Annotated in this window: 20 protein-coding genes; 10 read left to right on the top strand and 10 right to left on the bottom strand. The window is 42.0% G+C overall.

The annotated features are described in order from the left end of the window. Nucleotides 1-20: 20 nt before the first annotated feature. Both RMX98_RS14260 and RMX98_RS14255 read right to left on the bottom strand, forming a co-directional pair. Nucleotides 21-461: a hypothetical protein gene (locus RMX98_RS14260; protein WP_322680425.1), complete on the bottom strand. Its 441-nt coding sequence runs from the start codon at nucleotides 459-461 to the stop codon at nucleotides 21-23. Continuing rightward, a complete protein-coding gene (locus RMX98_RS14255; RefSeq protein ID WP_322680424.1) occupies nucleotides 451-1,275 on the bottom strand; it encodes a DUF4007 family protein in 825 nt (274 codons plus the stop codon). Before RMX98_RS14255 ends, RMX98_RS14260 begins: the two co-directional genes overlap by 11 nt. A 203-nt stretch (nucleotides 1,276-1,478) precedes the next feature. Between RMX98_RS14255 and dndE the strand changes: the two genes are divergently transcribed. The 7 genes from dndE (at nucleotide 1,479) to RMX98_RS14220 (ending at nucleotide 7,173) form a co-directional block, all read left to right on the top strand. Further along, nucleotides 1,479-1,865 carry a DNA sulfur modification protein DndE gene (dndE, locus tag RMX98_RS14250; protein WP_322680423.1) on the top strand — a complete coding sequence of 129 codons (387 nt, stop codon included), beginning with the start codon at nucleotides 1,479-1,481 and terminating at the stop codon, nucleotides 1,863-1,865. 51 nt (nucleotides 1,866-1,916) lie between these two features. Continuing rightward, nucleotides 1,917-3,374: a DNA phosphorothioation-associated putative methyltransferase gene (locus RMX98_RS14245; RefSeq protein WP_322680422.1), complete on the top strand. Its 1,458-nt coding sequence runs from the start codon at nucleotides 1,917-1,919 to the stop codon at nucleotides 3,372-3,374. Nucleotides 3,375-3,517: 143 nt separating this feature from the next. After that, a complete protein-coding gene (locus RMX98_RS14240; RefSeq protein ID WP_322680421.1) occupies nucleotides 3,518-4,819 on the top strand; it encodes an AmpG family muropeptide MFS transporter in 1,302 nt (433 codons plus the stop codon). Then, nucleotides 4,804-5,226 carry an ABC transporter permease gene (locus tag RMX98_RS14235; RefSeq protein WP_322680420.1) on the top strand — a complete coding sequence of 141 codons (423 nt, stop codon included), beginning with the start codon at nucleotides 4,804-4,806 and terminating at the stop codon, nucleotides 5,224-5,226. The genes RMX98_RS14240 and RMX98_RS14235 overlap by 16 nt, the downstream gene beginning before the upstream one ends. 240 nt (nucleotides 5,227-5,466) lie before the next feature. Beyond that, nucleotides 5,467-5,649 carry a hypothetical protein gene (locus RMX98_RS14230; RefSeq protein ID WP_322680419.1) on the top strand — a complete coding sequence of 61 codons (183 nt, stop codon included), beginning with the start codon at nucleotides 5,467-5,469 and terminating at the stop codon, nucleotides 5,647-5,649. Nucleotides 5,650-5,670: 21 nt separating this feature from the next. After that, entirely contained in the window at nucleotides 5,671-6,228 is a 558-nt protein-coding gene (locus RMX98_RS14225; RefSeq protein ID WP_322680418.1) for a GNAT family N-acetyltransferase, read from the top strand. A gap of 186 nt (nucleotides 6,229-6,414) precedes the next feature. Then, on the top strand, nucleotides 6,415-7,173 hold the full coding sequence (locus RMX98_RS14220; protein ID WP_322680417.1) for a HEAT repeat domain-containing protein: 759 nt from the start codon (nucleotides 6,415-6,417) through the stop codon (nucleotides 7,171-7,173). A 159-nt stretch (nucleotides 7,174-7,332) separates the two neighbouring features. On the opposite strand, the gene RMX98_RS14215 is transcribed toward RMX98_RS14220, so the two are convergent. The 7 genes from RMX98_RS14215 to RMX98_RS14185 form a co-directional block, all read right to left on the bottom strand. Further along, on the bottom strand, nucleotides 7,333-7,740 hold the full coding sequence (locus tag RMX98_RS14215) for a phosphomannose isomerase type II C-terminal cupin domain (RefSeq protein WP_069068995.1): 408 nt from the start codon (nucleotides 7,738-7,740) through the stop codon (nucleotides 7,333-7,335). A gap of 301 nt (nucleotides 7,741-8,041) precedes the next feature. Then, nucleotides 8,042-9,385, bottom strand: coding sequence for a sorbosone dehydrogenase family protein (locus tag RMX98_RS14210; RefSeq protein ID WP_322680447.1), 1,344 nt, complete (start codon nucleotides 9,383-9,385; stop codon nucleotides 8,042-8,044). A gap of 265 nt (nucleotides 9,386-9,650) precedes the next feature. Further along, nucleotides 9,651-10,847 carry an EAL domain-containing response regulator gene (locus tag RMX98_RS14205; protein ID WP_322680416.1) on the bottom strand — a complete coding sequence of 399 codons (1,197 nt, stop codon included), beginning with the start codon at nucleotides 10,845-10,847 and terminating at the stop codon, nucleotides 9,651-9,653. A 25-nt stretch (nucleotides 10,848-10,872) separates the two neighbouring features. Beyond that, a complete protein-coding gene (locus RMX98_RS14200) occupies nucleotides 10,873-11,814 on the bottom strand; it encodes a hypothetical protein (RefSeq protein WP_322680415.1) in 942 nt (313 codons plus the stop codon). A gap of 223 nt (nucleotides 11,815-12,037) precedes the next feature. Continuing rightward, entirely contained in the window at nucleotides 12,038-14,842 is a 2,805-nt protein-coding gene (locus RMX98_RS14195) for a glycoside hydrolase family 10 protein (RefSeq protein WP_322680414.1), read from the bottom strand. 98 nt (nucleotides 14,843-14,940) lie between these two features. Further along, nucleotides 14,941-16,281, bottom strand: coding sequence for a TIGR03279 family radical SAM protein (locus RMX98_RS14190; RefSeq protein WP_322680413.1), 1,341 nt, complete (start codon nucleotides 16,279-16,281; stop codon nucleotides 14,941-14,943). Nucleotides 16,282-16,526: 245 nt separating this feature from the next. After that, nucleotides 16,527-17,351, bottom strand: a complete 825-nt coding sequence (locus tag RMX98_RS14185; protein ID WP_322680412.1) for an undecaprenyl-diphosphate phosphatase — start codon at nucleotides 17,349-17,351, stop codon at nucleotides 16,527-16,529. Nucleotides 17,352-17,946: 595 nt separating this feature from the next. On the opposite strand from RMX98_RS14185, the gene RMX98_RS14180 reads away from it, so the two are divergent. From RMX98_RS14180 to nadB, 3 genes are all read left to right on the top strand, one after another. Next, nucleotides 17,947-18,726 carry a DUF3120 domain-containing protein gene (locus RMX98_RS14180; protein ID WP_322680411.1) on the top strand — a complete coding sequence of 260 codons (780 nt, stop codon included), beginning with the start codon at nucleotides 17,947-17,949 and terminating at the stop codon, nucleotides 18,724-18,726. A 533-nt stretch (nucleotides 18,727-19,259) separates the two neighbouring features. Next, complete coding sequence (gene psbU / locus RMX98_RS14175) at nucleotides 19,260-19,688, top strand: photosystem II complex extrinsic protein PsbU (protein ID WP_322680410.1); 429 nt, start codon at nucleotides 19,260-19,262, stop codon at nucleotides 19,686-19,688. A 193-nt stretch (nucleotides 19,689-19,881) separates the two neighbouring features. Beyond that, complete coding sequence (nadB, locus tag RMX98_RS14170) at nucleotides 19,882-21,558, top strand: L-aspartate oxidase (protein WP_322680409.1); 1,677 nt, start codon at nucleotides 19,882-19,884, stop codon at nucleotides 21,556-21,558. A 141-nt stretch (nucleotides 21,559-21,699) separates the two neighbouring features. On the opposite strand, the gene RMX98_RS14165 is transcribed toward nadB, so the two are convergent. Further along, entirely contained in the window at nucleotides 21,700-21,936 is a 237-nt protein-coding gene (locus RMX98_RS14165; RefSeq protein ID WP_322680408.1) for a hypothetical protein, read from the bottom strand. Nucleotides 21,937-22,315: the final 379 nt, after the last annotated feature.

Here is a 22,315-nt window from a genome sequence, read left to right as displayed (position 1 = left end):
TGGCAAATGCAAAAGGATGATTATCCTGAAGGAATACGCTTAATTCGCTCTGGCGACCAATTTTTCGGTGCTAGTTGCTGGGGTAGCAGTATCCATAAAAGTCTTTCTAGCTTGCGTGTTTCTTCCAGTTGTTTCCAGAAAAGGGTAATGCGACTGCCAGATGTGATTTGCAGATAGGTAATCAGACAATCTAACCCTTCGAGTAAAACAATCTGTTTGCTAACCCCAGAACACATTGACTTGATGGCGCTGAGTTCGATATCTAAATTGTGATGAAGAGCAAGAAAACTTTCTCCCGGATGAATCCGTTGTAGCAAATTTTTTCGGTAATTGACCCGATGGGCATTGTTGTAATGAGCAATACGCAGCAGTTCGGTTTCATCAGGTGTGTCCCAAAGTAGCAGATGAATTCGGTCATCAGGTCTGGCATCTCCCAGCAGCAAGTAATTTTTATCTGTCATAGGCTTTCTCTAGCAGTGCCAAGGGTTCATCCCAACGCGGAATCACTTGAAAAGGAGATACTGCCCGTCGCTGTTCAATAATGCCGTAAGCTTCCAGTGCATTTAGCTGTTCTTGTAATGCTTCTGCTTTTACTCCCAGTACGGCAGCAAGTCCCATTTTCTCGTTCAATATCGACTCAGTGAGAACAGAACCTTCACTTTTAAAATTACGTTCCCACAGCCTTGCTAGGAAATATCCCACGAGATAAGAGTTAGGTAAACTGGCATTTCCAGCAACATATTTATCCTTTTCTTGGGTGATAAACTTACAAGATGCTAAAGCTGTGAACTCAGTATATGCCCGCAAGATAAATTTAATTCTGTCAGCAATTACTTTGCTTTCTTCTTCAAAAACTGATGTACTGTGATATAGCAATTCTTCAGTAGTAAATTTACTATAACGAGGTAAAAATGTATATATAAAGTAAGACCATACACCCCAATCAGCAGGATTTTCTGGTGTTGGTTGTAGACCGCGATCGCCAAAACTTAAATAAAAGTGCATTAACCAATCTGTAATATTTGACTCCAAGCTTGGATCTAATCGCAAGATAATTTCCCCTTCTGGACTTGGACGATTATTCTTGATTAATCCTGCACGTACTGCCCAACTTTTTACTCGTCCTACTTTGCCATTACCTAAACTTGTTTTCTCCATCAAGTTGGGTAAACTATCATTTAAACCTTTATCTTGGGCAGCAGCATGAATAATTCTACTTATTTCGTCTTTTTTTAGCGCAAAAGAACCATTAAAATATAATTGTAATTTAGCCATAGTATCCTTTTAAAATAAAAACTCATGAAGAATAACTCAGAACTCAAGAGTCAGAATTCAGGAGAAATTTTGTACATTGAATGATGAATATGGTTGTTGATATTTATTTGGGTAAGGGCACATTATACCAAATTACCAACAAGCTGTTAACTATTATTAATTATGTGAAAGCATAATGTAAATTAGTCCTTTAACCTTTAATCATGGAATCCCCAATCGAAAGAATAAAACTCTCCCAAACAGCCAAAGACCAACTTACCAAACTCAGACGCAGCACCAAAATCGACCAATGGAATATCCTATGCCGTTGGGCGTTTTGTCGTTCCCTCGCAGAAGCAACCGCACCCTCCCCCGTTCCAATTCCCCAAGATAGCAACGTCGAAATGAGTTGGCGCGTCTTTGGCGGCGAAATGTCCGATATACTCCTCCTCGCCCTCAAGCAACGCTGTCACAATGACGGTTATCCCACCGACAAAGAAACCCTTGCTACCCAATTCCGCTTACATTTGCATCGCGGTATTGGTTACTTAGCAGGCGATCCAAATATCAAGAAAATTGAAGATTTAATTGAACTGGCGGTTAAAAATTGAAAGGATATTAGTTAACTGTTAACTCTTCGCTGTTAACTGACAACTAATATTATGCCTGAAACGCTAGAAATTGAGCGTCATAGAGCTGCGATCGCTCGCACTGACATATCTCGCCCCGTGCGATTGGCAATAGAATGGGCAATCCTGAATCCAGACACTACTTTTTTTGACTACGGTTGCGGCTACGGTGGTGATGTTCAGCGAGTAAAAAACTTAGGTTACACCAGCACAGGCTGGGACCCCTACTACTATCCCGATGTCCCACGTATCACCGCCGATGTGGTCAACTTGGGCTATGTCCTCAATGTTATTGAAGACTCAGAGGAACGTCGTCAAAGCTTGATCCAAGCCTGGGAACTCACCGGAAAAGTTTTAATTGTCGCAGCTCAAATCCTGATTAATGCTCCCAGTAAAACCCAACTTGCTTACAATGATGGCATTGTGACGCGCCGCAATACTTTTCAGAAATATTACGAACAACAAGAACTCAAAACTTATATTGATGAAGTCTTAAATGTAGATGCAGTACCGATCGCACTAGGAGTTTACTTTGTTTTTCGAGATGAGGCGGAAAAAGAAAGTTACAAAGCTATCCGCTTCTTTTCTACCACCTATACACCGCGAGTCCGCATCCCCGTTAAGCGGTTTGAAGACTATGAAGAACAGCTGCAACCCTTAATGGCTTTTTTTACCAAGCGCGGTAGACTACCTGTAAAAGGCGAATTGGAAAATGAACAGGAATTACTGAGCGAATTTGGTAACTTCCGCCGTGCATTCGGTGTAGTTTTGCAAGCTACTGATGAGACTGAATGGGATGCGATCGCTTATCGTCGTTCTCTGGATATCCAAGTTTATCTCGCCCTGACTCACTTTGATAAACGTCCCGCATGGCAAAAGCTAGCCCCAGAAATGCGTCACGATATCAAAGCCTTTTTTAGTAGCTACGAGGAAGCGTGCCTTGTAGCCGACCAAAAGCTTTTCAGCTTGGGTAAATCTGGAGTAATTCAAACTGCTTGCGAAAAAAGCAAAATTGGTAAACATACGCGCGGTGCGCTTTACGTCCATGTTTCCGCACTAGCAGCACTTGACCCAGTACTGCGAATTTGTGAAGGTTGCGCTAGCCGCACCATTGGACGTGTAGATGGAGCGACATTAATCAAATATCACACTGATAAGCCGCAAATATCCTATCTGTCTTACCCTGATTTCGACACCGATCCCCATCCAGCATTAAAAGCCAGCATAGGTATTGATTTAAAAACCCTCTTCATAACTCACCGAGACTACGAAACTAGAGCAAATCCGCCGATTTTACACCGAAAGGAAACATTTGTTACTAGCAACTACCCACGCTACGAAGAATTTGCTAAACTCACCCAACAAGAAGAGGAATTAGGATTGCTCAAGGACAAAAGCGACATTGGCACTCGTGAAGGTTGGGAAAAATGCCTTGCTGCCCACAGAGTCGAAATCAGAGGGCATCAGGTTTATTCGATTAAGGAAAATTAAGGAATAATCACAATGTTAGAGCATTGCTGATATGTATCTTAAATAAAGAAAATCTTAGCAGGTTTGTGTGTTTACACGAAATTAGACAGCAGCTATGGCAAGATAACTGCAATTCAATTAAATAAAAAGGAATCTTCAAGATTGTGCAAGTAAATAAATCGCTGCTACGAATTTTTGGCAGCCAGAAGATGGGAGCTTTGTTATTTCTTGGCTTCTCATCAGGGTTGCCGTTATATTTAACCAGTCAGACATTACAAGCCTGGTTGACCAAAGAAGGAATTAGCTTGGCAGCGATCGCCGCTTTTAGTTTAGTAAAGCTGCCCTATTCTTTAAAATTTCTCTGGTCGCCTCTACTAGATAGATTTGTACCGCCTTTTTTGGGGCGACGTAGAGGTTGGCTGGTAATTACACAAGTAGCATTACTGTTAGGTATAGCTGTAATGGCACTACAACACCCATCCCAAGGGCTACAACCTTTAATAATTGCTGCTGTAGCCGTTGCCTTTTTTAGCGCCAGCCAAGACATTTTAGTTGATGCTTACCGCACTGATGTAGTGGAAGTAGAAGAAAGAGGTGCTGGAGCATCTATTTATTTATTGGGTTATCGTATTGCCATTCTAGTAACCGGTTATGTCACCCTATTTTTGGCAGATAGGATGCCTTGGCAAGCTGTTTACTTATTGATGTCGCTGTTGATGCTCGTAGGACTAATAACTTCTATTTTTGCACCAGAACCAGTCCTACGCGATCGCCCACCTCAAACTTTATCCGCCGCCGTCAAATTCCCCTTCATTGAATTTTTCCAGCGTCATGGCTGGCTACAAGCACTTTTAATCCTGGTATTCATTGTGATATATAAGTTGGGAGATTCTTTACTAAAGAATGTATCCACCCCATTTTTGTTAGATAAAGGCTTACATTTCACTCAAACCGACATTGCATTTCCTGGGGCGCTGGGAATTTTCGCTACCATTGTTGGCACCTTGGCAGCAGGAGCAATAATGACCAAAATTGGTGTTAATCGTTCGCTGTGGATATTCGCCATCTTGCAAGCTGTCGGCAACTTAGCTTTCTTTGCGTTAGCAGTAGTAGGTAAAAACTTTTATCTAATGTTAGCTGCCGTTAATATAGAACAATTTTGTGCTGGTCTAGAAACTGCTGCTTTTGTAGCATTTCTAATGAGTCTTTGTAACCAAAGCTTTTCAGCTACACAGTACGCCTTACTTTCGAGTTTGCAGGCTTTTAGTAGAGATATTCTCACGGCTCCAGCAGGTACATGGGCACAAGCCGCCGGCTGGTCTACATTTTTTCTACTGACAGCAATAGCTGCTTTGCCGGGATTATTATTATTGCCATTCTTTGCCCCTTGGAATCCAAAGCCAGTGGTAGTATTATCCAGACCAGGACTTGACGACGAAGAAGAGGATATATGGGGAATCAAGTAGTTATTGCTGTCGGCACATTTATTCTCTTACTGACTGGTTTATTACTTGGCTATGTTCTCTCGCAGTTAGTTCTAGGATTTCTAGCATTTAACCTCCTAACTTTTTTCGGAACACTCAGCCTAATTTTAATTTTTGGTACGCTTTATTACGTTTTGTTTTGGCAATTGCGAAGAGAACAATCCCGATCGTCAACTCCATCAACCATCAATCAAGGGATACCAACCCAGGTAGAGGAGGGTTTATCTGATAGCTATCTCAAAAACAGGCTAATCGCTAAATTATCTGGTGACACTGCCGCAGCCGAACGGTTAATTGAACAGGCAAAGGAAACTTATCCTGGGATGCCGGAGAACTGGTATTGCGAAAGAGTACTCGATGACTTGGAAAGCGATCGCCAGAGGGAGTAGGGGAGTAGGGGAAGCAACAAGAGAGGGGAAAAGGTTAAAGGGTAAAGGGTAAAGGGTAAAGGATGAAGAAATAAACCTTTTCCCCCTTACCCATTCCCCTTTACCCTTCTTACCCATGCCCAATGCCCCACTCCCAATTCCCAATTTCTATGCACAGAAAATTGCTAAAATCAATCAAGAATACTTCACAAATCTTTAGCTAGGTTCTCATAAAAGTTCCTAGCTTCTTACAATTAAAATATGGCTATTTTTCGTCAATACATCGCTCCACTGCTTGTAGTACTGGTATTTGTTTTTGCTCTAGTGGCAGTCAGCGCCCGGATCTTTTTACCGTCCGATATGGCAGCACCCGCACCAATTGAAGAGGTAACTTCTCAACCTACTCCAACTTATTTACCTCCAGCAACACATAACGCGAGCTAGCTAAGTCAATAAATATCAGTAGTGTCTGAGCAACTATTACCTGGATACATTATTCGCCGTGGCTCCCTTTTGGAGCGATCGCTGCTGCTCAAATTCATGCAGCGAACTTACCAGGATCTCTTTCCCAACGAGGATTTTTCCCACTTAGAGCAAACAGTTAAGCAATACTTCTCCAGCGATACGCCCTTGTGGTGGGTAGAAGAGGAGGGGGAGCAGGGGAGCAGCACTTCGGCTACGCTCAGTGACCAAGGAGCAGGGGAGCAGGGGAGCAATAAAAAATCTCTCTCCTCTGCCCCCCATCCACCTATCGCCTGCCTCTGGGTTGGCAATGCCATAGATCAAGTACATGGGAACCGTCATGCTCACATCTTTATTCTTTACGTTGTACCAGAACATCGGCGGCGGGGTATTGGTACAGCCTTGATGCGATATGTGGAAAATTGGGCTATTCAAAGAGGCGATCGCCAGATTGGACTGCAAGTATTTCAATCAAACAAACCTGCATTGAATCTTTATAATCAGTTAGGGTATCAAACCCAATCCCTATGGATGGTAAAATTCCTGAGTGCAGAAAAATAAACTCAAGGATAGCGATAATATACTGTTGCATCTGAGCTATGGAGGTTCTCCTTTGGATAAAACTCAACGATGAATAAAGGAAAATGTATAAGAACCCAACTAATATATATAAATATCAAGATAAAGCTTTAACTTATTAGCGCGGGGGATTATGTGTTAATCCCTTTTCGGGATTGAAATCAAATTATGTATGACGAAGACGATCTAAGCCTACTCGATATTGAGGAGGAGCTAGAAAGCCCCTTAGATAAAATAGAGCCGCTAACTGCCGAATCAGTTGTGGCAAAGCCCGATCCAGAAGTGATGCTAGCCTTGCTGGAAAATCCCCAGCCCCAGCAAAGAATGTTAGCGGCACGCGCTTTTTGTGATATAGAAGATGCGCGTGCTACCCCCCATCTGATTCGCCTATTAACTGATACCTGTCCCTTGGTGCGGGTAAGTGCAGCTTATGGCATCGGACGCAATCCCAGTTTAGAAGCAGTGAGTCCGTTAATTGCTCAACTAAACAGTGATTGGAATGGCTATGTACGTAAAGGTGTAGTTTGGGCTTTAGGAAACTGTCGCGATCGCCGTTCTTTAGCACCTTTAGCAAACGCTCTTAGAACCGACATTTCCGCAGTGCGTTTGTGGGCTGCTAGCGCCTTAGCACAAATGGCAGAAGTCGGTTATGAAGCAGTGATCGGCGCAATACCACCATTAATCGAAGCCTTAGTCCAAGATCCCGTGGCAGCAGTGCGGAGTAACAGTGCTTGGGCAATCGGTCAACTGTGCCGCGAATTACCTTCTAATGTAGTTTATGCCACAGCGATCGATGCCCTAATTCAAGCTTTTGCCGAAGACGAAGATTTGGGAGTCCGAGAAGACGCTAAAGCCTCACTGTTAGGAGTCGGCGATCCCCGTGGCTTACAGTTAATTGAAACCTTGGAACAAGAAGGGTGGTTTTGATTTGGGCATTGGCCAAACAGGGCATTGGGAATGGGGCATTGGGCATTGGGATTGAATCTTCAATTTTGAATTTTGAATTTTGAATTTTGAATTGATTTCTCCCCTGCTCCCCCTGCCTCCCCTGCCCCTCTGCTTCCCCTGCTCCCCTGCCCCCTGCCTTTACTGTCCTTCAGCTACAGGTTTGACCAAATTTAAGTCATAAGGGCGCTCAGTATCATCCTCACCCAAATATTCACCATTTTGAATTTCCAGAATAACTAGCGGAATATGCCCAGGATTATCTACTTTATGTAGTGTTGCTGCGGGGACATAAGTTGATTCGTTTCGATTCAATAATATTTCCGCATCGCCACAAGTCACCTTTGCCACACCGGAAACTACAACCCAATGTTCATTACGGTGATAATGAATTTGTGGTTTAATTCCGTGCCTGGGCTTGATTTCCACACGACTAATTCTATAGGTTTCTCCCTCCTCGATCACCTCTACCTCACCCCAATATCGTGTACCTGAATGTGGAGACAATTCGTTGATATTTGACTGAGTATTATTTTCATTGGGAGTCATAATTAATTTCTCAACCAGATAAGTATTAGTATTTATCAGTAATTTACCGTAAACGGATAAACCTGGGTAGGGAGATGCAGTCACAACGTCTCTATTAGACCTCTTGGCATTTGTGCTTTTTGCAAGAGGGGGAAAAGGGGTTCATGTTAAAGGGGAAGGGGACAATACAGAACCTTTTCCCCTTTCCCCTTACCCTTTTCCCGGCAAATGCCAAGAAGTCTATTGATGACAACTGCTCTAACTTTACTTTAGGCAACAGATTCTATCCGTAAATTTTTAAATGTTTGAAGGTGTGAATTGTTCACTCCCCCGTATACTGAATCCGATAAATCCGATTGTTGGCTTCTTCTGTTAGTAGTAAACTGCCATCTGGCAACACGAGTAAACCTACAGGCCGTCCCCAAGTGCTGGGTACAGAAGGATTTAGCAAAAATCCTGTGAGAAAATCTTCGTAGTAGCCAAGCGATCGCCCTTTAGCATCGAAGGGAACAAATACAATTTTATAACCAGTGCCGCGATCGCGATTCCAAGAACCACGGAAAGCAGCAAAAGCACCGTTCTGATATTTTTTGGGAAACGTTTTCCCATCATAAAACTGCAAACCCAATGCTGCGGAGTGCGCCTGAAACAGTACATCTGGCGTTTGAGTCTGGGCGACTAAATCAGGACGTTTACTTTTGTCACCCGTCTTCTGGCGCGGATCGAGGTTGTTTGGTGTTAGATAAGCATAGGGCCAGCCGTAAAATGCCCCCTGTTTAACGCGTGTCAGATAGTCTGGAACCAAATCATCACCAATTCCATCCCGTTCGTTGACAGTGGTATAAAGTTCCTTAGTTACAGGATGAAAGTCTAAACCAACAGGGTTACGCAAGCCGGAAGCGAAAGTTTGCTGCTGGGAACCATCTAAATTCATCACCTGTATCGAAGCCCGTGGTAGAGGTTCCTCATCGACATTGGTTCCCGATCCAACTGAAATATATAATTTATTGCGATCGGGCGACACAACGACATTGCGCGTCCAATGGTTGTTATAACCTTGAGCGGGCAAATCGGCAATTTTTTCCCCCTTACCTGTAATCTTGTTTTGATCTTTCGTATAGGGAAAACGCACCACAGCATCTGTGTTCCCCAGAAAAAAGGAATTACCTGCAAAAGCCATTCCAAAGGGTCTATTAAGTCCGTTGTCCCGACTAGCAAAGGTTTCTCGAACGTCAGCGACACCATCGCCGTTGCTGTCACGCAATAGACGAATGCGATTTTGCCCGGTTTCAGTTACTAAAACATCACCATTGGGGGTTAAAGCTAGCCAGCGTGGGGCATCTAAACCTTCGGCAAAAACGTTTACTGTGAAGCCTGGTGGTACGCGCAGCACCGGATTTTGGGGAATGGGCACAACCTCAGGCCGCTTCGAGGCGCTTTCGGTTGCGAAGGGTGCTGGTAAATTCTTCAGATTGATTCGGATGGGTGTAGGTGAAAGTGCTTCAGTACGGACAATATTTTTTGGTTGTGTATGATTCTGTGTCAGTTGGGCAGAAGGTACAGATTTTTGAGGTGTGGGATTATCTGAGTTAGCGCGAGTCTGGTTACAGGCTGCTGCCAAAATCATTAAAAAAATTGGCAGCAAAAAACGCGCAGGAACTTTCATGGTTGTAGACACTATACACAATGTTCCTACTGTAGACTTGAGACTTTATAACTGTCGCCAGTCTAAAGTTTGATTTTTCTTACTTAATCAACTTACAAAGTACTGGTATAGGACTCATATTTGATTTCTGAAAAAATTCATTACAACTCAAGGAGCCTTCTTGCCTCTTGCCTCCTACAAAAATAAGTTTAGAAATCAAATCGGATTGCTATAGCTGGGGACTATAATTATACTCCCAATGCCCAATATTTACACATATAAGCATTTATTTGGTTAACAACAAATTTTCAAATTCTGCTGCTGGTAAGGGGCGACTAAATAGAAAGCCTTGCATAGAATCACAGTTGTGTTGGCGCAAAAAAGCCAGTTCTGCTTCCGTCTCTACACCTTCAGCAACTACATCTAGATTAAGATTATGAGCCATTTGAATTAATGCTTTCGTAATGGCTGACTTCTGTGGATCGTTAGCAACATTGTGGATAAAATAACGGTCAATTTTTAATGTATTAATTGGTAAATTTTTCAGATAAATTAAAGAAGAGTAGCCCGTTCCAAAATCATCGATCGCAATTTTTACACCCAAAGATTGCAATTTGGTCATAGTAGCGATCGCACTATTTACATCTTGCATAATCATACTTTCAGTAAGTTCTACTTCTAAATAATGTGGTTCTAAATCATTGACAGTTATAAAATTGACTATTTTATGAATAAAATCTGGTTGATTAAATTCAATTACTGACAGATTCACAGCAATAATCAAGGAACAAATTCCGGCATCGCGCCAGTTTTTAATTTGTTTGCATACACTTTTTAATACCCATTTTCCAATAGGAACAATTAAACCTGTAGACTCTGCTAAAGTAACAAATTCTGTTGGGTAAATCATTCCCAATTCTGGACTTTGCCAGCGTAGTAAACTTTCAGCAGCGACTATCTTACCAGAAGCAATATCGACTATTGGTTGATAATAAATTTCAAATTCTTGAAAATTATGTTGTTTGATAGCTCGGTGTAAGCTAATTTCTAATAACTGTATTTTTGGGGACAAGTTATTAATTACAGTCTGAGGAGATAAATACCTTTTTAAAGTAGCGTGCTTTTCTAACCTGTTGATGATAGCACTTAATAACTCAGCACGAGTAAATGGCTTAGTTATATAGTCATCAGCACCCATATTCATACCTTGACGGAAGTCAGATTTGGCAGATTTGGCAGTTAGAAAAATGAAGGGAATTGTTGCCGTTGATGGATCTTGGCGTAACGCTGTTAGCACGCCATAACCGTCAATTTCTGGCATCATCATATCGCAGAGAATTAAATCGGGAACTTCACAGATAGCCAAATGTACCCCGATTCTGCCATTAGCGGCAGCAATAGTTTCAAAATCTTCAGCTTCTAGCAAATCTAAAATGTTTTCACGGACTGCTTCTTCATCTTCTATTATTAAAATTTTAGGCATAATAATTACCTCAATTTATATTTGATTATTTTAATGGTAAAATGACAGTATATTTTCTCACAAATCCCAGCGTTTTTGTTACAAAAATTTTAAACTCGGAAATATTTACATAATTTTTTATAAAAATTGCTATTTTTAATCCAGTGATTAGTATATTACTGATATTGATAGTGCAAGCAAAAAATTCAAACATACATTTAATCTGTACTTTTGCTCGCAATTGTCGACAGGATTTGACCAAATTGAAGGATGCTGGTCTATACTCTAATTTTGCCGCTTTTGACTTACCGATAATCAACACATCATTCAATATTTCAGTCATGATTATGTGATATATGGGTGTATTCGTCTGCATAACCCTAGCATCACACTTACAGTCGAAGTCCAAATCCTCCTCATAAACTCCAATGAGGTGAGTAGGTTTACTTACCGTCTCTTTACGTACTATAGCGCGTGCTAGTAACCATTTGTACTTGGGTAATTGTCTGTCAATGGGAATGTGATGTTTTACCTCAAAGGAACTAATACTAGCTTTACCTCTAGTTTCAAGGGTAATATTAGCGACAATGCTACTTTGATTATCTACATTTATTAGTAGATCCAATTGTTGCTGATATAACCGTGAAACCACTGTGGCTATCTCAAAAAATTCTGACACGTTTAATGTCATGACCGAAGTATGCATAACTTCAAAAATATTGGCTGTTTTCAAGCTAGTTCTAGAAGCTATAAGCAGTACGATATCATGCTTAGTGAAGTATTCTATTACCCGCGAAAATGAAGAAAACAAGACATTTTGGCTCCGTACTACTATCAGTGTGTAGGCGTAGTCCGCACTTTCACAAAGCTCAGTAACCACTGTAGACATTGCATCTAATAGTGATTTTTTTGGCACAACCATCAGCAGCAAACAGTCAATTGTTGACTCTAAGCTTTGTAGCCCGATAAGCTGAGGTAAGGCTTGCATAGATTTTTACGATAGCTATTATCAAAAAATAGTTATCTAAAGCTGGTTATCTAAGTATTTTCCAATATTTTGACGCTAAACAAGTAGTAATATTTAGGAGATAAACACTATAAAAAGTGTGTTAAGAATTACAAACTAGCTTATATCCAGCTAATTGGAAATTGGGTATGGGAAGAGGTATGCAGGGGAGAAGATCCATCCTGATCCCTGCTCCCCCGCTTAACTAAGGACGCAACTGCGCCCGCCGTTCGCCGTAACGTAATAGCCTTTCTATAGTTACGAGCCGATTTTCCCAAACTTTGACTTGATAGGAATTCGATTTAAGTTCTTGGCTCATCAATACCCGAAATTGAGATTGGAACCGAGTTAGAGAGGCTCTTGCTACTAGCAGCTTACTAGGAGAAGGGGAAGCAGCAAGCTGATTTAAAGCACTACGTAAAACTTCTGCCTGGTTGTTAAAATCTGAAATTGTCTGAGCAGACCTTTGTAATTGGTCATTTTGAAAAACAAATTTCCATTCCCGTTGTAGTGCGGTGTAACGGATGGCAGCAGTTTGAAAAGGTTGGCGGTGAGGAATCGGTTCACTTGTTGGGGATTGAACCTTACCTTGGGTGCTACTAAAGAGTTTTTGGAGATCGTTGTTAAAATTATCTACGGCAAAGAGTGCATAACCACTAACGGGCAAGTCCCTTACCAACTGGAGTTGATCGAATGCCCCGATTGTTGGTAAAGAAAGTAAGCGAATTCCTGGCACTAGCAAGGTAGCTCCCAATTGTTTAGAAGCAATCCAGGGTTGCGCCAGTCGTTGGAAGCGAGAAGTATCCAGAGCATAAGTCATGGGAACAATTAAATCTACATCCCCCCGTCTTGCCCAAGTTTCCCAGTTTTGTTGAATTTTCTGAATTCGCTCTAGTTCCGGCAAAGGAAATACTGCAACCGACAAAATTAAATTCGGTTGCTTTTGTCGCAATTGCTGGGATACTTGAGCGACAAAACTATTAACTTGATCGGTGCGAAATGTCGTCCACTTTTGCCACAATTCTGCTTGGCTAGGGGAAATATTCACTGGATCTACACCAGTAAGTTGCTGAAATTGCGCTCTTGCAGCTTTGCCATAGCCATAAGTTCGACCTGCTGATGGGTCTTGGAAAGGGTAGCGAATGTAGTCTAGCTGTAGACCATCGACGTTATATTTAGTGACAATTTCCTCAAACAGTTTGAGCAAATACTGCCGTACTTCTGGATTGGCTGGGTCGAAGAATGGCTTAGTCTGCCCAACGGGAATCATGTTGCCAAGGTTATCGTAGTTTGCCCAGTCGGGATGAGCCGCCAGTACTGGCCCTGGATAATCAGGATTAAGGTTGAGAATTTCATTATGACGTTGGTTGCCAGCAGCAAAAGTCCAAACCCAAGCGTGTAATTCCATGTCTCGCTCATGGGCTAATTTCACTGCTTCTTCTAGCGGGTTCCACCCACGAATTAATGGGTTTTGCTCTTTTGCGATTTGGCTCGGATAAATTGTGTAGCCAGCGTTAACAGTTTCAAAAAAGACGGTATTTATCCCGGCTTGGGCGAGGCGATCAAAAATCTGTGCCAGTCCCGCCTTGCTACCAGCACGAACAATCGTTCCCCGATCTAACCAAACTGCCCGAATTTCTGGTTGAGCCAGTCTCCGATCAACAGGAAACTGCTGCCACAAAGTCGTTTTAGCAACTAGCCACTGTTGACGAGCCAGAGCGTAGTTTTTTTGAGCAATCAATAAGGGTAAATTTTTGGCAATTACTCTTACCTGTGCCAAAGCTTGGTCTTTACTTATGGCTAGCCCTCCCAAATTAGTTGAAGCCAATTGCGTCGGCTGTTCCTTGATAGATTGGGGGGTGTAATTGCGTAGATGCCTAGAAGACTGCTTTTCTTCAGATGTGACTTCACTAACATTAGCCGCATCAGCTAACACTGCTAAATGAGCGCTTTCCACCCGACCGATCAGATTTTCTAGCTCCTGCTGGAGGGCGATCGCTTTGTTATTGTCAATCGGTTCATTGGAGTTGGGTGCAACATCCAGACGCACCGCTTGTTCTAATTGGTCAATAGCCTCTTGAGAATTTGGAGGTTTGACTACAGGAAGTGGTCTAGATATGGGAGCGGTGGCAGTTTTAGCAGGAGGAGATGAGGGAGAACTACTACTCTGCCCCCCTGCCCCCTGCACCCCTGCCCCTCTGCCTCTTTGCCCACTCGATACAGCCGCCACAGTCGTAGAGCAGTTTTGGGAACCTCCTGCTATTTTTTTCATCCGATTTGATGGCGCTAATGCTGTCAAATAGTGATTGAGAGCAGCTTTTAACCAGGCATTATCTAACTCGGCGGCTGAGGCTGTATTTGTTCCCCAGCGCCAGCCTAAAAAGGTGGAACGCTCAGTTGTCACGACTGCGGCAGGATTATCTTTGGAATTCCAGACAGCAGGAGATTCAGTACCCATATCGTTAGGAATCACAACGCCGCCGCGCACTTTGCCAAAGAGTCCAGTTTGATTTGCAAATTCTGCGATCTTGGTTTTTGCGGGTTGCATCTGTTCTGTATCATTGAGGCTGAATCCCCAATAAGCTCCTAAAAGCGATCGCAATAACTGCCGTACTCCTGGCGATGACAGACTACCTACAGGGCCACTAGCAATCAAACGCCCTCCCTTACTCATCCAGTCTTCTAGAGCGATCGCTTGAGTTGGTGTTAATGTCTCGACGTTTGGCAAAAATAATACGCGGCGATCGCCCCAATCTCCCCCACTCTTGACATCATTTAGGGAAATTACACAATATTTCACTCCTGTTGTCTGTAGGCGATCGCTTATCCCTGCCCATTGATTCGCATTTTCTTGGCTATACACTACGCTCAATACAGGTTCTTCAGTTGCTGCCGTTACTGGCAAAATACTAAAACTATTTAAAATTAAAAAGTTAAAACTTAAAATGAAGAATCCGGTTTTTCTTGTTTGCAAATTTGCCTTTTTATGATACTTTTCCTGATTCTTCACTCCTGACTCCTCAGTGGATTATTTATTAGGCATTACTTCTTATTTATCATCCAGCATAACAATAAATTACCTCCGAAGAACAACGGATCTTTGATAACCTAAACTTGAACGCAATTGGAAATACATGTTTTGATTAAATCTTCAACTCCTGCTACTGGCAAAAGTTTGGTATTTAGTCTACTAGCTAATTCATCAATACTCATGTCATCTAAAAACACTAATTCACCATTTTTTAACATGACATTCGGTAGCAAAATACCATCACCTAAATCTTGATCTTCTAAATTTAAAAGTAAATCATGACCAGTTAATAATCCAGTTACACTGATAGTTTGTCCCCAATAATCACTACATAAAGCACGCATATTGACTTCTAAACCTTCAACACAATTTAAGCGTTCCAAAATTGGTTGAAATGCTTTTTCTACGGCGTTGCCCACTACCCAAGTGAATTTTCTCTGAGGATAAACTTTTGGCGGCAGTAATTCTGCTGCAACGGTGGCAAATTGCTTGATAAATAATTGAATCGAACCAACTCCGTTATCAATTTGGGGATATTCTTCATATTCAGATTCGCTGGGTAATTCCTCACCTGCAATCAAAAACCATTCATCGGCTAACCAAACAACACTAGAACCAAACTTTTGGCGAAATTGCCGCGAGAGTATTTGCACTTGAGAAATCACTTCTTGAGCTTTTTCCCTAGTTACGGGTGTGAGTTCATCTTCTGGAGGTCGAAATCGTGTCAACCCAACTGGCACAACTGCCACTGATGCCACTGTAGGCACTTCACCACTATGAAAGGACGCTAAATCTTTGAGAGTTTGTTCCAGATGTTTGCCATCATTTATACCAGGACAAACAACTACTTGAGCATGAATTTGTAGTCGCCTTTCTTGAAACCACTTGAGTTGTTGCAAGATTTGTCCTGCACGGGGATTTTTTAACAGTCTAATTCTAACGTCCGGCTCTGTAGCATGAACAGAAACATACAACGGAGACAAGCGCATTTGTTCAATGCGCTGCCATTCTCTTTCTGGCAAATTGGTCAGGGTAAGATAAGAACCGTACAAAAAGCTCAGACGGTAATCGTCGTCTTTTAAATACAAGCTGGTACGCTTACCTGGTGGCTGTTGGTCAATAAAGCAAAATGGACACCGATTATTGCACTGAATTAAGCCATCAAATAAGGCAGTTTCAAATTCTAGCCCCAAGTCTTGGTCATAATCTTTTTCGATTTCTAAGCTATGAGTTTTACCAGTAGCATCTAAAACTTCTAGTTCTAGGACTTCATCAGCACACAAAAATTGATAATCAATTAAATCACGGGGACGTGTACCATTAATAGAAACGATCGCATCCCCAGCTTCAAAGCCAATCTCTGCGGCTATTGAGTCTGGAAGAACTTTGGTAATTCGGGCAGGATGAATGGTAGTCATAGGGCATTGGGCATGGGGCACTTGTACTGAGCGTAGTCGTTGGCGCAGCCTCTCGTAGAGAAGTATTGGGCATTATAGCGCTTCTGTATTGAGTCCAATACAGACATAACAAGAATAGCCCCTTCTCTTGTAGAGAATGGGGTAAGTTTCAAAGCCTCTCTCCTAAAAGAAGAGAGGCCAGATTGTATTGCATACAAAGGAGCTATCACTATTGTCATTTGCTTTGGACAAATGACTAATGACTATTATCCTTTCCAACCTGCTGCGATCGCTAGTAAGATCACACTACCGAATGCTAATCTATACCAAACAAAAATTAAAGTGTTTTTGGTTGCTAAGTATTTGATCAAAAATGCAATTGATAGGTAAGAAAAAATAAAGGTTGAAATAATCCCGACAATTAATAGTCCAACAATGTTATCTGGCAACTGGTGGGCTTGAAATAACTTGAAGATTTTCAGACTTTTATAGAGAGTAGCAATGGTTAGAGTTGGAAACCCTAACAAAAATGAGAATTTTGCTGCTGTATCACGTTCTAATCCTAAAAATAAGGCAGTCGTCAAGGTCGAACCAGAACGAGAAACACCCGGAATCAAAGCAAGTGTTTGTCCCAATCCAACTAAAATACCATCCCGAATCTGCAATGAATCGAAACCTCGCTTCCGAGTGCCAATTTTTTCTGCCAAAGCTAGTATCAGTGCCATGATGATTGACATAATGGCAATAATTAATGCACTCTCAGGTAAAATATCTTTCAAAAGAAAGCCAAAAATTAAAGCAGGTAGTGTTCCTACTACAATACCTACAAGAATTTTCCATTCTTCACGCTGCCAATCTTTGTCTTTTAGTGCTTCAATTCCACCTTTGACAATACTATAAATCAGCGACCAAAAATATCCCAGAATTGCTATAACACTGCCAAATTGAATCGCATCAACAAAATCTTTAGAGCCTAGTTCTTTCCAACCAAAGACTTTTGTCACAATTAGAAGATGTGCAGTGCTGCTGATTGGCAAAAACTCTGTAACACCTTGAACAATACCTAAAATAAAAGCTTGAATAAACTCCATATACAATTAATACCTTTTTTCTGTTTTAGAGATCATTATGAACATTGTTTAGCTGATGATGTTGCTTTCTATACTCTCTATTGCACCCAATCTTATAGAAAATCCAATTTTACTAATCAATAACATCATCGAAGACGCTGACTATGGTCTTACACCAACCTCAATAAGTCAACGAAATTTTGCAAGTTCATCAAACTTTAATATTTAGCGGACTGATACCTGTCCACTTTTTAACTGTTAAATCTTCCCTTTGCCTGTGCGTAATACATCTGCTACACATAACTACGCAAGAATCCTGTAAATAGTGCGACTTTAATGGATTAGTCTGGCACAGAATAGACTTCTTGGGGATTAGTCTGGCACAGAATAGACTTCTTGGCATTTGTCGGGAAAAGGTTCTGTATTGTCCCCTTCCCCTTTAACATGAACCCCTTTTCCCCCTCTTGCAAAAAGCACAAATGCCAAGAGGTCTAATATTTTCTTGAGTTTGCGCTGGCGAACCTGGAAATTTCAGTATAATTGCAATGCCCCAGGGGGGGATTTTAAAATGTGATATCTTAAATAAGATAAAGTTTAGTAACAAATCTTAAAAACTTTGATTAATAATACACTGTCTTCCTACAGCGCTTCTACCTCTTCTATTGATACCGAGTTGGATTTAGCTGATACTGGACACAAGGGTATCAGGCAATTGGAATCTACACTCTCCCTTTCTCCCTCTTTGCCCTTATCTATTTCTGCCCAACAAACTTGGTTAGTGTTTGCGGCAGCAGTGTTTTTGGTATCAGTACCAGTATTTATAGAAGCGCCAATAGTGCGATCGCTACCAAGTCTGAGTTTAGGGCTAACAGCATTTTGGGTGTGGCTCAGTTTTACCTTAATGTCACGTCCTGCAACTTATGTCTGGGGGGATTTACTCTTAGGGTTTAGCTGGAGTTGGTTAGCAGGAGCGATTTATTGGGGCTGGTTACGTTGGGAACCTGTATGGCATCTGCCGGTGGAGTGTATAGGTTTACCGTTTGCTTGCTGGTGTCTGGCAAAGAATTGGGGCAAGGTGGGTAACTGGTTTTATTTAGGTTCCTTACTCGGTACAGTTTTAACAGATGTATATTTTTATATAGTAGATTTGATGCCCTATTGGCGGCAAATCATGAGAGTAGATGCAGATTTAGTACCACAAATTTTACAAAATGCCCTCATACAAGTACAAGCACCTTGGGGACAAACTTGGGCGATAATTCTCGCCGTAGTATTATTAACAGTCGGGATTTTACCTTTAGGTCGAAAGCAGAGACACTGGTATGCCTTTGGTGGAGCGGTTTTAAGCACAATTTTGGTAGACAGCCTATTTTTGTTAGCGGCGATCGCAGCATGAAGAAGGTAGGCAGTTGCCATCAGCGTGTAGGCTTCTGTGAGCGAAACTTTTCCTAGCCAATCTCCGACACATCTAAAATCATGCTGTAGATGATTAATTAGTTAAGAAATATTACATAACAATCCATCAGCATCAAATCTTTTTTAGTAAGGTTTTCGGTATTAGATATCTCACTAGTTAGCGTCTGGTTTGGAGGTAGAATTAGCCACCCGGAAAAGGTTTCGTCTAGCTGGGAATGCTGCCAGAATCGTGGATGTAAGGGTATTGCAGCTATGCAGGCACTCTTGGCAGAATGAAAATTTTTGGCAAAAGTACATTCAAACCCAGTAAGGGTAAATATTGTGGATATTAATACGCTGTATATTAGTTTCTGATGACTGCTGTGTGTTGATTAAAGTATCAGCTTTTGTCCTTTGTTGTTTGTCCTTTGTCCTTGGCGCTCTCACGGATGACTAATGACTAGTGACTAATGACTAATGACTGCTGTTACCTTTAAACTTTTATTTCTGTTTGATGGAAAGAGGTAGAAAATCGTGAAAGGATTGGCGCGTTTATTAACAGTGTTTAGTTTGTTACTTGGTTGCTGGGGATGGTTGGGAACAACTCAGATAGCCCAAGCTGCTAGTTTCAACAGTTTTGCTTTTGTGCAAACCCCGGTTCTGGCAATTGAGCGGCAGAATCGGGCAGACGCTAAACTAAGAACGGAATTTGGTAAAAAAATTGATTTGAATAATACCAACGTCCGGGCTTTTCAACAGTTTCCAGGGCTTTATCCCACCCTGGCTAAGAAAATCATTACAAATGCTCCCTACAAAAACGTAGAGGATGTATTGGATCTTCCAGGATTGAGCGATCGCCAAAAACAAACCCTGCAAGCCAACCTCGATAAATTCACCGTGACAGAATTAGAGCCTGCCTTCAACGAGGGAGACGATCGCTTTAACAACGGCATCTACAGATAACTGCACATGCAGTTAATGTAGCCAATAGCAGCCCACTTCTGATTCTAAGGAGTGGGAGTATTCTATTAGAGATAAAGGGGGACTAGGAGGATCGGGGAGACAAAGCGGACAAGGCGGACAAGGCGAGGAGAACAAAGTAAAATTTTTTCCTTGTCTCCCCTGCCCCCTGTCCCCTGCCCCCCTCCCCATTACCTTGTCTAAGATAGATATTCCTAGCCAATTTGATGTCTTAGTAGTCGGCGCTGGTGCTGCTGGACTATACACAGCACTATGTCTACCAGAGTCCTTGAAAGTCGGCTTAATTACCAAAGAAACCGTTGCTTTGTCCGCCAGTGATTGGGCACAAGGTGGCATTGCCGCAGCCGTAGACCCAGAAGATTCTCCCAGGCTACACATTGAAGATACGATCCAGGCAGGTGCGGGTTTATGCGATCGCACTGCTGTGGAATTTCTCGCCCAACATGCCCCTAACTGCATTCAATCCCTAGTTAACTTGGGGGTAGCTTTTGACCGTCATGGTCAAGCCCTAGCTTTAACTTTAGAAGCCGCCCATTCTCGCCGCCGTGTTCTCCACGCTGCGGATACCACAGGAAGGGAAGTTACCACCACCCTCACCGCCCAAGTATTACGTCGCCAGAATATTCAAGTCATTCAGCAAGCTTTGGCTTTGAGTTTGTGGATTGAACCCGAAACTGGTTGCTGTCAGGGAATTAGCCTGTTTTATCAAGGAAAAATCACCTGGTTAAGAGCTGGTGCTGTGGTATTGGCAACCGGCGGCGGCGGTCAGGTATTTGCCCAAACCACCAATCCAGGTGTGAGTACAGGTGATGGAGTAGCGATCGCAGCTCGTGCTGGGGCTATTCTCTGCGATTTAGAATTTGTCCAATTTCACCCCACTGCCCTCACTAAACCTGGTGCTGATCGCTTCTTAATCAGCGAAGCTGTACGCGGCGAGGGGGCACACCTCATCGATAATGAAGGGCGACGTTTTGCTTTTGACTACCACCCTGCCGGTGAACTCGCACCAAGAGATGTGGTCAGTAGAGCTATTTTCAGCCATTTACAACGTACCGCCCTTGATTTGGCTACTGCTCATGTGTGGTTGGATATGCGCCCCATTCCCGCCGACAAGATTCGTCACCGCTTTCCCAACATCATCAAAGTTTGTCAGCATTGGGGTGTTGATGTCTTCCACGAACCAATTCCTGTAGCGCCAGCCGCCCATTACTGGATGGGTGGTATTGTTGCGGATCTGATGAATCGCACAAATATTCCCGGTTTGTACGCTGTGGGTGAAACTGCTAGTACTGGGGTGCATGGGGCAAATCGTCTTGCCAGTAATTCCCTGCTGGAATGTATTGTGTTTGGGGCCCAAATGGCTAATATTGAGTTAGAAAATATTGGGCTGCCGTCAGAAATACCAGTGCTACCATTACGGAAATTTAGCCCTGATGCTAGTGAGTGGGACACCCAGCAAGCACAGCTAGAAGTACTTAGAGAGAAGTTACCACGTCTAGTGTGGGAAAATGCTGGTATTTGTCGTGAACAATCAGGGTTAGAAAATGCGATCGCTACTGTTGAGTCTTGGCAGCAAGATTTCGCTACCTTGCCTTTAAGTCAATTCTTGCTTGCTTTACGTCCAGCAGAACCAGCTAGTTTTGACTTACCAGATGTTGAACGGCAACTAGGACTTTGGGCAGAAACCCGGAATTTATTAGATGTAGCTTATTTAATTCTCAAAAGTGCTGCTTTTAGAACCGAAAGCCGAGGCGGACACTACCGTTTAGATTATCCTCAACCAGACCCAAATTGGCAAGTCCACACACTTGTACAAACGCATCATTGGTGGAAATCTCCACTATTGTCATAAAACTGCTCTAAAGAGCCTGACGGTTTTCAGCAACCCTAAATATAACATTCTGCAATGAGCCGCCAAGTAAAGCATCTAGTGTCCAAGACAGTAGGTGTCTTATCGTGTTGCTTTACCACAATCTAAAATCCAAAATTGCTATCAGCGAGTACCGCTACCATTATGGCTGTCAGGGCCACCATAATTTGGTGGAATATATACGTCTTTTAAGTTTTCAGAATTGATTTTGCGGGCGATTAAGGTATCACCGCTAGTAGCGGTATAAGCATTAGCACTTGCAGTATTGAATACACCTGTGCAGGCGGCAACCTTTGGTAACAGTATGTAAACAGCTATACAGAAAATTATCAAATTTGTGATTCGGGAGTTAGTTTTCATCTATTTCAGTAAATTTACTCATTTTTCATTTCAAAACTAATTTTTGTTTACTGCGTATATATACTGGCTTTTTGAAGAAAATTTAATCAAGTTAAATTATTATTGCTGGTAGTGTACAAGTTAATTGTGATATTTCATTGAAGATTAACCTTAATTTGCTGCCATTAAATAGTATTTATACTTAATTATTAGTCTTGGATTAGCCATTTTTACATCAGTCTAAAGTTAGATTTGTTGATGAAGCACTGTAAGCATTTTGCCTAATTCATCCTTTATTAATAATATCTTAATGTTTTTAAGTATAAACACTATGTTTCCCAAATGAAGAGTTCCGAAAAACATTAAATAATACTTATTCAACTGTATAGTTAATATTTCA

It is taken from the genome of Nostoc sp. DedQUE02 (assembly GCF_034531035.1).
Taxonomy (GTDB): Bacteria; Cyanobacteriota; Cyanobacteriia; order Cyanobacteriales; family Nostocaceae; genus Nostoc.
Note: the sequence above shows the minus strand (reverse complement) of the source record. Positions and strands in the feature narration are given on the sequence as shown.

Excerpts from the sequence above, each read along its gene's own strand:
- RMX98_RS14260 (WP_322680425.1), bottom strand. The coding sequence starts at position 461 with ATGACAGATAAAAATTACTTGCTGCTGGGAGATGCCAGACCTGATGAC.
- RMX98_RS14255 (WP_322680424.1), bottom strand. The coding sequence starts at position 1,275 with ATGGCTAAATTACAATTATATTTTAATGGTTCTTTTGCGCTAAAAAAA.
- dndE (WP_322680423.1), top strand. The coding sequence starts at position 1,479 with ATGGAATCCCCAATCGAAAGAATAAAACTCTCCCAAACAGCCAAAGAC.
- RMX98_RS14245 (WP_322680422.1), top strand. The coding sequence starts at position 1,917 with ATGCCTGAAACGCTAGAAATTGAGCGTCATAGAGCTGCGATCGCTCGC.
- RMX98_RS14235 (WP_322680420.1), top strand. The coding sequence starts at position 4,804 with ATGGGGAATCAAGTAGTTATTGCTGTCGGCACATTTATTCTCTTACTG.
- RMX98_RS14230 (WP_322680419.1), top strand. The coding sequence starts at position 5,467 with ATGGCTATTTTTCGTCAATACATCGCTCCACTGCTTGTAGTACTGGTA.
- RMX98_RS14220 (WP_322680417.1), top strand. The coding sequence starts at position 6,415 with ATGTATGACGAAGACGATCTAAGCCTACTCGATATTGAGGAGGAGCTA.
- RMX98_RS14215 (WP_069068995.1), bottom strand. The coding sequence starts at position 7,740 with ATGACTCCCAATGAAAATAATACTCAGTCAAATATCAACGAATTGTCT.
- RMX98_RS14210 (WP_322680447.1), bottom strand. The coding sequence starts at position 9,385 with ATGAAAGTTCCTGCGCGTTTTTTGCTGCCAATTTTTTTAATGATTTTG.
- RMX98_RS14205 (WP_322680416.1), bottom strand. The coding sequence starts at position 10,847 with ATGCCTAAAATTTTAATAATAGAAGATGAAGAAGCAGTCCGTGAAAAC.
- RMX98_RS14200 (WP_322680415.1), bottom strand. The coding sequence starts at position 11,814 with ATGCAAGCCTTACCTCAGCTTATCGGGCTACAAAGCTTAGAGTCAACA.
- RMX98_RS14190 (WP_322680413.1), bottom strand. The coding sequence starts at position 16,281 with ATGACTACCATTCATCCTGCCCGAATTACCAAAGTTCTTCCAGACTCA.
- RMX98_RS14185 (WP_322680412.1), bottom strand. The coding sequence starts at position 17,351 with ATGGAGTTTATTCAAGCTTTTATTTTAGGTATTGTTCAAGGTGTTACA.
- RMX98_RS14165 (WP_322680408.1), bottom strand. The coding sequence starts at position 21,936 with ATGAAAACTAACTCCCGAATCACAAATTTGATAATTTTCTGTATAGCT.